Origin of the sequence: Vibrio sp. V43_P6S15P86, from assembly GCF_009904725.1 — a bacterium.
Taxonomy (GTDB): Bacteria; Pseudomonadota; Gammaproteobacteria; order Enterobacterales; family Vibrionaceae; genus Vibrio; species Vibrio diabolicus.
The window spans coordinates 1-10,402 of sequence record NZ_WXWT01000162.1 but is presented as its reverse complement, the minus strand read 5'-3'; the positions used below and the strand labels follow the sequence as shown (position 1 = coordinate 10,402).

The 10,402-nt window shown below is 42.7% G+C and carries 9 protein-coding genes and 1 pseudogene; 1 reads left to right on the top strand and 9 read right to left on the bottom strand.

Annotation, left to right across the window (positions count from 1 at the left end; all coding sequences use genetic code 11):
* Positions 1–185: 185 nt before the first annotated feature.
* The 4 genes from CAG69_RS07200 to CAG69_RS07180 form a co-directional block, all read right to left on the bottom strand.
* Positions 186–3,080 carry a DNA polymerase gene (locus CAG69_RS07200; protein ID WP_161443432.1) on the bottom strand — a complete coding sequence of 965 codons (2,895 nt, stop codon included), beginning with the start codon at positions 3,078–3,080 and terminating at the stop codon, positions 186–188.
* A 212-nt stretch (positions 3,081–3,292) separates the two neighbouring features.
* Positions 3,293–3,568: a hypothetical protein gene (locus CAG69_RS07195; RefSeq protein ID WP_025542737.1), complete on the bottom strand. Its 276-nt coding sequence runs from the start codon at positions 3,566–3,568 to the stop codon at positions 3,293–3,295.
* 19 nt (positions 3,569–3,587) lie between these two features.
* Positions 3,588–4,049, bottom strand: coding sequence for a hypothetical protein (locus CAG69_RS07190; protein WP_025542736.1), 462 nt, complete (start codon positions 4,047–4,049; stop codon positions 3,588–3,590).
* A 1,123-nt stretch (positions 4,050–5,172) separates the two neighbouring features.
* Positions 5,173–5,439 carry a hypothetical protein gene (locus CAG69_RS07180; protein ID WP_063517802.1) on the bottom strand — a complete coding sequence of 89 codons (267 nt, stop codon included), beginning with the start codon at positions 5,437–5,439 and terminating at the stop codon, positions 5,173–5,175.
* A gap of 267 nt (positions 5,440–5,706) precedes the next feature.
* Between CAG69_RS07180 and CAG69_RS07175 the strand changes: the two genes are divergently transcribed.
* Positions 5,707–6,588 carry a WYL domain-containing protein gene (locus CAG69_RS07175; RefSeq protein WP_161443434.1) on the top strand — a complete coding sequence of 294 codons (882 nt, stop codon included), beginning with the start codon at positions 5,707–5,709 and terminating at the stop codon, positions 6,586–6,588.
* Between the two features lie 603 nt (positions 6,589–7,191).
* On the opposite strand, the gene CAG69_RS07170 is transcribed toward CAG69_RS07175, so the two are convergent.
* The 5 genes and pseudogenes from CAG69_RS07170 to CAG69_RS07150 all read right to left on the bottom strand — a co-directional run.
* Entirely contained in the window at positions 7,192–7,632 is a 441-nt protein-coding gene (locus CAG69_RS07170) for a DUF2787 family protein (RefSeq protein WP_161443430.1), read from the bottom strand.
* Positions 7,633–7,692: 60 nt separating this feature from the next.
* A complete protein-coding gene (locus CAG69_RS07165) occupies positions 7,693–8,121 on the bottom strand; it encodes a hypothetical protein (RefSeq protein WP_063517805.1) in 429 nt (142 codons plus the stop codon).
* A 17-nt stretch (positions 8,122–8,138) separates the two neighbouring features.
* On the bottom strand, positions 8,139–8,522 hold the full coding sequence (locus CAG69_RS07160; RefSeq protein WP_063517806.1) for a hypothetical protein: 384 nt from the start codon (positions 8,520–8,522) through the stop codon (positions 8,139–8,141).
* Between the two features lie 86 nt (positions 8,523–8,608).
* Positions 8,609–9,838 carry a tyrosine-type recombinase/integrase gene (locus CAG69_RS07155; RefSeq protein ID WP_337247413.1) on the bottom strand — a complete coding sequence of 410 codons (1,230 nt, stop codon included), beginning with the start codon at positions 9,836–9,838 and terminating at the stop codon, positions 8,609–8,611.
* Between the two features lie 75 nt (positions 9,839–9,913).
* A pseudogene (locus CAG69_RS07150) lies at positions 9,914–10,402 on the bottom strand (FRG domain-containing protein); the annotation flags it as partial.

Here is a 10,402-nt window from a genome sequence, read left to right as displayed (position 1 = left end):
CCATGATAGTAGCAGTCGTAGAGTGCGTGATTACTTCAGCAAGATTGCTACTCTACTATCTTCGGACAATCCACCAGCACACGGCAGATAAACAACAGCAATCGTTCCACTACATTGCTACCACTGGTTCTGAAATAGAAAGCCAGCCCCCTTTCGGAATCTGGCTCTGTAAGTGTTACGCGATACTACGCTACTAGTTTTTCAGTATGTTCTCGGTTGTACTCTTCTAGCATGGAAACTGCTTCATCAACCACGTCAGGATGGAATATCAATGTCATATCGACCATTGGGTACTTACGCACTAACCATGATAGGAGTGGCAACATACGTGGCGTTACAGGCAGTTTAGATTCAAGTAGCTTACGCCCCTTAGCATTGCTCAAGTCCTGAGTGCTGGTTAATTGAATACCACCATCTGCCAATTTCTTCATCAAGCTTGGATAATAACCCCGAGGAGCGCGATTAGGTGTCTCTGGTAGACCCCATTTACCCTGAGTGATAGCTCGTAACATCTGTACCTTGAAAATGCCCTCTGAGCCATCTTCTAGGTATTTAACACCTGTTCCCTTGAGATAACTACGAACCTTATAGAAGTCTATCCAATTGTCCCAATCTTCCATCGTTTTTAGACAGTTGTTTACACGCCACTCGTCGAAGTAAGTACGAGCATCTAAACCCTCATCAACGGTATTCCATGGAACCGTATCGAAAGATAGGTGCTCTACCATTCCACCGCTTTTAGGGTGGCGAACTTCCACCATACGAGGGTTTACAGGACGACGCTTGAAGTCATATTCGAGGTTAAGTGTCTGTTCGGTATGGATAGAGACAAGATCCATCTCTTTTAACCATTGGTCACGTGCTGATGCTAAGTGTTTACGTGCGACCTTCTGACCCGGATAACGATCTAAGAACAGCTCAACCATCCACTCATTTTCATCAACGCCTTTCGGTGCTTTTGTCCCTGCTTTAGCACATACCGGTTTTGTATCACCCAATTCAGCAGTCAATTGTCCACGAGTCCTCATAGAGATAATCTGTTTAGCATGGTGCTTTAGTTGCATCATGTCTTCGCCACTGACTTCGGTACAGATTTGCTGGAACCGACGCGCTAATGGACCATCTAAGCATGGCTCTAATTGCTCTTCTGTGGCTTTGCAAAGCCAGCCGTCTGTTGTGGCTGAAATTATCTTAATGTCATCACCGTAACGTTCATTGAGCTTACGTATAACTTCTAACATGGTTGCGCGAACAAAACCTGTAGCATGTGCCGCATAGTGCGCATTAGTCACTGGTGAATAAGGAATTTTACTACTTAAACCTGAAGCTAAATCGAAACCAGACTTATCACGTAAGCCTTGTCCAACCTTTCCGTAAAGAGTGTTACCAATGAGCTTCCAAAGCTTCTCGTACAGCTCATTGCCCTTTTCTTTATACTTAGCTCGTTGCTTACGAATCGTCTTGGTAAACTCTTTAAACTTAGATGTAGAGCCATTCTTCCACGGGATCACCTGACCATGGAGTATCTCGATCTCTACACCAGCATCATGAGCTAATTGTAGTTCCGGCGCTGTTACGTACGTTTCACCTTCAAGTGGATAGTAGATCCCTCGAAGTGAAGTGCGGCAAGGCAAAAGTCCAAAATTTTCCTTGTCATCATGCTTGAAGCGAACATAAGCAAAGCCCATCTTATGACCGAGATAATCTTCAATATCCTTAGACTCAAACGAATTCAAATAGTCTGCTTCGAGAATATCGACGAGAGCCGTGGTGTAAGCACCGGAAAGGTCGAAATCGTTGTAATCACCGACCTCCGTGGGGCCAAAGTACGCGCCAAAATTAGCGCCACCATAAAATGCGGACACAGCTAGTGCGTCGGTATACTCACGGCTCACCGTCTTAGCCAGTTCAACGGAATTGCGAATAGAATTACTCTTAGCATGGTAGTACTGACTCTTGCGTTTTTCGTATCCTAAGAACTGATGCATCTCAGCCGCACCACCGCATGAATCACGAAACAACGACACACCGAGATTGCCTAATGTCGAAGGCAGGCTATTCAGCTCCAGACCGATATCTTCACGAAGGTCAACCAACGCGAACTTTTGCATCCGCAAGCCGTATTCCAAAGCAATATCAGCATCACGAATAGCATATCGATTGAACAAGCTAGTATCCTTACAGTACAGGTCGTCCATTCGCTCTATCATGTTGTCTGGTAGCGTCATCTTGGGGAAACCGACCAACTCTCCGATCTCGTCGAGCGATGCCTTACTACTCAGCAACATGGTATCTACGAAGCGCACTTTGGTTTCGAAAGCATTGTTCGATGCAGAGTAGAACTTGGTATTTTCTATTCTGTACTTACTGCGACCGATTGAGTCCAGATCGATACCGTAAGCACCACGACCAGATGTGACAGTACCTTGAACCGTTGTCAGTGCGTTCTTATGGTTCTTGTTATTTTTACCAATGTTCCAAAACTCTTCGAAAGAAGCGATATCGGCACGTAAGAAGTGGGCGTAGATAAAGGTATGCTCAGGCCATTCATCGATGAAACCGCGAGCTTTAGCTTTTATAAGCAACTCTTGGATGAATTTGTCAAAGCTGTCCTTATAACCTTTCTTGGTAAGCTGCTTACGCTTATCCATTTCATCTTCTTTCGACAGACCTTGATCACGACACTGCTTAATCAGTTTCGCCATGTCGGTATGTTTCACGCCGCTAAACGACTTATCACCAATGCGAACACTGTAGGAGTAGCAAAGAATATCGTTCTTCTCCGTCTCATTGTTAAAGACCCACTCAGAGTCTATCGATATGTGGATGGCTTTACCCTTGCCACGCATTGCCTCCCACGGAGCAGATTTAACCCCCTCTAAGTATTGATTAATACGTTCATCGATTTCCTTTTTGGCTTCCTCACGCCCTCGTAGTTCGGCTTCGAACTTGCTAACTTGATCATCCAAAAGCAATGACTTTGTATCGAAGAACGTGGATTGAAAGAAGTCTTCTAACTCACGCTCGGTTTCTCGCATCAATTGATAGGCTGTTTTTGGGACTGTTTCTAACGTTTTCATCTTTATTTACCCATTCGTTAAGAATAAAAAAGACGAAGTACATCCATTACCGGACATACTTCGTCGGTTATCGGATATAGAAAGATTGGTAATAAAGAGGTGCTCGGAGATGAGACTAGTTTAGGAAATTTCGCGCCCGAAGGACTGATGCTCTGATGAGACTAATGCACGTAGGCAGTGGCTTGCTAGACCGTATTACAGCGATGTTATCCTTACTTAAACTTTGCTGTGCGAGCCCATGACTTAACAAACTTGATTAGTTGCAAATAGCCAATGCTATCGACACCTTTCTTTTCAACGTTGTTATTCATACAGGTACGAACATATTTCATTAAATACGCAGATTGCTGCATTGTTCCGTGTTCATCTTCGTAACTCTCAATACAGTGAGCGAGTAGTCCTCCCATTGTTCTGCGGTTACCCTGCGGACAATCTTGACCACATTTTTTGATCATTTCGATTAAGTCTTTCAGTTTTAGAGTGTTCATATCATTTACCTTCGTACGATTAGTGAGTGGATAGGATTTTAGTTAGATCAGGTTGTACAAACTTACCAGCTTCATAAGAAACCAGCGCATCATGTAACGCTTCAGCGACCTTCTCACGGGCTTCTAATTGGGAGATAGGCAGGAAGCTCAATATCGCATCACCCTCACCACGAATCAGAATGCCTTTATGATCTTGACCATTACAGGTCTCGACCGCCTCGATAGTAGAACAACGAACGTGATTACCTTTGCCTAGGTTGATAAAGCTATCTGAGTTGATCACCTCATCAGTACAAGCATCAGCATCGGCAACAGTTCTACCCTCTTTATCTGAAAGCTTTGCGTAGGAAACTTGTCGTCCTTTACCTTCGAGAAAAATAATTAAGTCTTCTAATCGAATAATTGAGGCAATTAGTTTCATAGCTAGTGTGTTGCCATCTAGTGTCTGGATGAAACCTTTTCTCTTTGTTTTACGTGTCATTTTTCAGACCCTCCGTTGTTTAAAGAAAGCACATATTAATCTTTCAAAGAATATAATCAACACCCAAACCAAACTCAAGTCATTGATTTTAAACGAATCAAACTAAAGGTAATGACTAAAAAACCAAAATAGTGAATAGCTGCATTTTAATAACGACGGGTTGCGCCTTCTTCTTGCCGTAAAAGTTCTTCGAACAAAAAACATACGAAATAGTTCTGAATGCATAAACAAGATGTCATTCGTTAAAATAATTTCTCTTTCTTGTCTGATCGAACAAATATCGAACAGCAAACATCTTCTTATAGACTGGATATGTCTGAACAACGTAAAGCTGTGCTACTTAGAAGCAACAAAACCAAACCCTGTTACACTAAATTTCAAACATTGTTTTTAGTGCAATGGGACAGTGCTGAATTTAGAACAGAATGAGCACAGCAATGACAAAGTGAATCATCGTGACTAGATAAAGAAACGAACATCAGCAACACTTCTACATTGCTAACACTGGTTGTGAAATTTATCTCTAATGTCAGCTAAACCTACATATCGAAGCCTTGGACAATAAGCCTCCGGAATCATCAACGTAAGAAAAAAGAAGTAGGGTTATCACCCCACTTCTTCAATAGTTAAAGAACGTCTAGCTCATCCAGAACACCACCGATTAACGCCGCACTAACAAATCCGATCGCTCCACCCAGGACAATTCCTGGAGCCCCAAACCTAGCTCCCAGAGCCGTCCCGTACTGTGCTCCCTTCAATCCGGTTGAAACACTAGGTTTAAACCATCGTTGTTGAGGCATGACTCGGTCATATGCTTTCATTATGATTCTCCTTTCCTATAGATATGAAAAAGGGTCATGCTCGATAAAGAACATGACCCTCTAGATTTTTATCAATACAGTTTTAGTGAGAGTGACCGCACACCTGACAGCTACCATCATCATAAGCACGCTCACCACATGCAGGACAGGTTGTAACTAATGTTGTTATTGATTTAATCGCCATGTAAAGGCTCCTTCTTGTTGATTCGAGTTATAGGGTGTTGCGGAGCTCATTGATACCTCAGCCTAGAGAGTTCCAATTTCGAAACTGGGATATCGTGAGCCAAGCTCCGCAACAAAACTTATTGTGCCTTACCTTTCGGGGTGTCTGAGGCGCATTGAGTTACATCAGTAACATGACCATTCATTGTTCCGCAGACATCGGCTTTCCATTGCACGATGACACCGTAAGACGCTGTATTCTGAATGCCTGCTTTACCATTCCATTGTGACTCTAGTAGCTCTTTCATTTGTGATATATCGCCCGGATTACCACCGAACGTGCCACCTGCGAATACCGAAGAGGCGAATAGCGAAGTTAGACCTAGCAGGATGATTGATTTTTTCATTGTTGTTTTTCCTTAAATACGTAATGACGCCATCGATAAAGACGGCGTTAACGTGATTGATGATTAGTTTAGAAGGGGTGAACGACAGGGTGTGTCGCTCAGATATAGAAATATTGAAATGATTGATGAATGCCTTGTAAGGCATACCTTGAGATAACCAATGAAAGCTATAGCAATATCAGTAACCTTATGAAAATCAGCTAGAAATAATCAGGTTCTTTCCGACCACGACATCACCTGACGAGTGACCTATCTACAATGCGTAGAATGAAAGAGCATGACAAACTAGCGAAAAGACTTGGCATCATCCTGACCCGTTTGAATACAGGTGAGAAGTTGCATCTGGACGATTTAAGTCGTGAATTTGGAGTAGCGAGAAGGACGTTAAATCGTGACTTCAATGAACGGTTAAACTACCTACCGATTCAGCGTGATGGTGCTTGTTACTCGTTAGACCCCAAGTTCCTAGGCAGACAGACTAATAATGAGCTATCTCTCCTACTGTTAAACATGGGATTCGATACGTTGTTTTCGGGTAAGCACTATCTAAGCAATGGCGTATTGAACAACAAAACCACACCACCCTTTCTCTTCAAGAACCCACAAGTCGAGGACATCAGTGAATGTGCTTCAGTGTTCGAGAAACTTATCGAATCGATACAACGACGAAACGTGATTAGCTTTAGCCATGAAGGGAAAACCTATGATGAGTTCCACAGCTACAAACTGTTGAATGAACGCGGATTGTGGTTCATTGTCGGGACGCACAGAAACCGTCTAGAGTCTCTCAGAGTGGCTAAGATTCGTAAGTTAGTGCGTTACGAGGGCAAATATTCTCCTGACCCTAGCGTTGATCAGAAGCTAACTGGTTGTGAATATGAAGAACCTTTACTCAACCCCATTGAAGTTCTTATACAGATGAGCGCTAAAGGCGTAGAAGTCTTCTTAAATGAAGGTAACGCTGATGACTTCCAAGTATTGAAAGAGCTGGATTCAGGGGATGTGTTCATTAGTCACCAAACCAAGAACATTCCAGAATTAATACGCAAACTTAAAACGTGGCTACCTCATGCAGAGGTACTCTCGCCTGATTGGATAGGTTACTTGTTGAAGCAAGAGCTTCAAGCGTATTTAGATTCGACCAAATAGAAGGCACTGAGCTGATTGAAGTACGTCGTTGGGCTTGTTGATGGTTCGTTGAGATGAAATGCAGCCACCAAGACATAATGTTGTTTATGTTCTCTGTTGTAGTCACTCCATGTCATAAAGAAACCACTATGCAGCGGTTTTTAAGCTTTCGATGCTAGATATAGGAACTGGGGTATTTTACGAAACTTCGAACCAATACCAGCTAAGGGAAGACTCAAAACGATGCTGTTTTTCAGCGAACGTAACTAAACAGAATAATAACCTGCCACCTGGCTGGGTACTATTAATGACTTATCTGTCAGTAACCTCATAGCTGAGGCACCGATAAGATCTCACCAAATCATTATCCGCTAGATAAAACTTTTCAAATTAGCACCACCAAATTCACTCCCATTGCCACCGACGCAATGGGAGTTTCCATCAGTACATAAACGTTCCAACACGGTGCAACGGATGTACAATCCTTGAGTTAGGTTTATCAATTAAGTGCTAATACCCCATCACACATTCACCCACATGAACTGATGAGCAGGACAAAACCACAGAGCATTTCCCCTTTACTAGCTCCGGTCAAGTTCCTGTTCATCACAACACTAATACGCGCTATGCATCTTCCGCCATTACCTTAATTTCATCGAAGCAGTCCATTGATAGATACGACAGAAAATTACTCTCCCACATCGAATAGAACTCAGCGACACTGGCTTCAGTAATGGGAACCTCACCCATGTAACGGATGTAAGCTACACCATGACCAAAATCAAAGTCGATTTCTTTCTCAAGCTCTGGCATCAATCCACAGTAGCTAAAATCAGTGATGTAATCGAAAATCCATTGGTCATTAAGCCTAGTGATACGGATCTCGACAGGGTGATACCCACCACCCTCAATCGAGTAAGTGCTATTTCTAACGTTTATAGTTATAGCTTGAGTTGAGGACGACACCTTCCCAGACTCTTTGCAAACTCGGTTCAAAGCATCTTGAAGGTCAACGCTAATAGGCAGCACGAATCGCTCAACATCAAATTGAAGAGTTAAGTTCATAATAAATTCTCGTTGTAATAATTAAGTAAACCGCCTCAGGACGAGGCTAGGTATGAAAGATTAGTCAGGGTTAGAGGCTAGTGCTCGAAGCTCAGTCTTCACCACTTCATAGCGCTCAGACACCTGATGCAAGAACACATTATCGGGTACAGGATCGAGGATAGAGATAGTTCGCAGGATAGCCGCTAAAAACCCACACGAATTACTACTACCTCCCGATATCACAGGTTTCAGCGCTGCTGACTTGAGGGTTTTACCTCTTTGGTCATCAAGTAGCGTAAAGATAGCTTCAAGACGGACCCAACTGTTCGAAAACAATCCTGACGACGAGTTTTTAGAAACACGTATATAGAACTCCTGATCATCCTCTTTATAGGCAATTTGGTACTCAAGGAAGCTCTCAGATTTAGGACTAAGCTTTGGACTCTGCCCTTCTTTAACAATGGTGAATAGATCAACTTCGTTCTCAGTTACAGGTTCTTGGCTCATACAAATTCCCCCCCCCCTTATTCAGCCAGTTCAATTAATGTTTTAATCGCTTGAGTAGTGTTACTCGTAGAACCCACCACAAAACTTCCACTGCCATCGTCAGCATGGACACAGCACGCAAAGACATAGGGTTCAGTCTCGTCTGGTAGCAAAATGACAAACTCAGGGTTTTCTAACGCATATGACAGAATGACTTCCGTATCTTCATCAACGTCAACTAAGTCTTGATCGGTATCATTTCGCTCAATCAAAATCAGACAGGTGGAAACTTCCTCCCAAAATTTCTCAGCCTCATCACGGTCACCAGACCAAGGAAGCAATAGTTGTTGCATCAATTGCTCTTTAATCGGTAAGGGCAACTCCAACCGTTCAGCATCAGTAAGGCTTTTCACAACTTTCATTGAATTTCTCCATCTAAATTCCAGATACGAAAAAGCCCCTGAATAGAGCTAACTATTCAGGGGCTATCGTTAATAGAATATATAGGTCAAACTACTTTAGCTTCGGGTAACACTAGATTCTCACTTGCTCTCTCGACCATATCAGACAAGGCATTCGCTCCACGTTCTAATGCTGTTTTATCAAAATGTCGGTAAATTAAGGTACTCGACATAGCTGAATGGTTTAAAACACGCTGAACCGACGTAACATCCATCCCAGAGTTCAGTAGATTACTCGCTACCGAATGCCTCGCAGTGTGGAAAACAACACCTTCAGGATCGATACCAGCGCGATCCAGTATCAACTTCAACGCTTTACGTGGCGGTGATATATGCGTCCCTTCTCGACAACCGGGAAACACATGTGGATTCCCCGGTTGCTTTAAGTCCTGAAGCTCAGAAAGTAACTCCAACATCAGTGGCGATAAATAGACTAAATGGGGTTTCTTATTTTTGGTCGTTTTGATGAAAAGTGTACGATTATCAAAATCAACGTCATCCCACTTCCTCTCAATCAGCTCAGATATTCGACAACCTGTTAACCACAACAGCGCAATCAGGTTCCCTTTCACTTTACAGTAATAAGTTCGAGCGACCTTTATCAGTAAAGCAGTTTCCTCAATATTTAAGAATCGCTCACGGGCACCATTCTCCGGCAGTAAGCTAACCTTAGTTGCATGATTAGGTAGATCAAAAACCTTAGATGATAGTGAGCAAAATCCCTTAACAAGTGCAATAACCCTGTTATTCGTGGCTACAGAATACGGTTTACCATTATAGGTTTCAGTGGCGAGGTGGGATTGAAGCTTCATTATGGCATGAGCCGAAAGTCTATCCATTGGGATTTTGTAGATGGGCTTACATCGCAAGAACCGTGTTTCATCGTCTCTCCATGACTTCTTTCGGGTTTTCGCCCACGGTAAATAGGTTTCGTGGAAGAAGGTGAAAACATCAGGCATCACAACAGCAGAGCGAGAATCCCGTTCAATCTTTGGATCAATACCATCAGCGATTTGTACTTTTAGCTTTCGTGCTTTGGTTCTGGCATCGTTTACATCCAAATCTGGCCAGCGTCCTAGAGCTATACTCGTTTTCTTCCTAGTGACTGGGCTGACATAACGTAAAAGGTACCGTTTGTTTCCCGTCCTACCGACGAGAACCTTTAGACCAATGGTCTGTTCATCAGACCATTCAATATCATTTGCTTTACTTGTCGATGGAGGGGCTGAAAGCGCTTTGATAGCAGACGGGGTGAGGTTAATAGTTCGGTTGGTCACATGAAGACTCCTATGGGTTAACATTAGAATCTTCATATATGTCAGTAAGATAAGTTATTCCAATCAACACCCCTCTCAATACGGACGACTAAAAAGGCAAGTACTCTTAATATGCTTAGTTTGATAATCGAGTTCGGGGAAAAGTGTCGCTTCATAGATACCGCAGTACTTCAATTCATGCATAATGGACTGCTTGTAAGCTTTAGGAACTATAAAAGACCTCGAATGACGATCAAAGAAGTCATTCGTATTTACATAAGACGTCCCAAACATCACTTTCCCTGTATGACAGGTAAAGCAACCTTGTTGAGTTATTAATCGTCGGTTAATTCTCTTAGGGGTGTACATAAAGCCAGCATGCACCACTGTATCAGTACAACCGTAATGTATGTCAACGCCGATTGGGAAAACTCTACGATCTGTAGGAAACTCACCTACCATATAATCTCTTAGCGATTTACCATTAATAAAGATCTGATCAAGTACGAGTTCTTTACCTCGGCTATCCATGCCTTCAATTAATGAAAGAAAGAAATGGTCAAAATCATCCGCATCATTATAAGC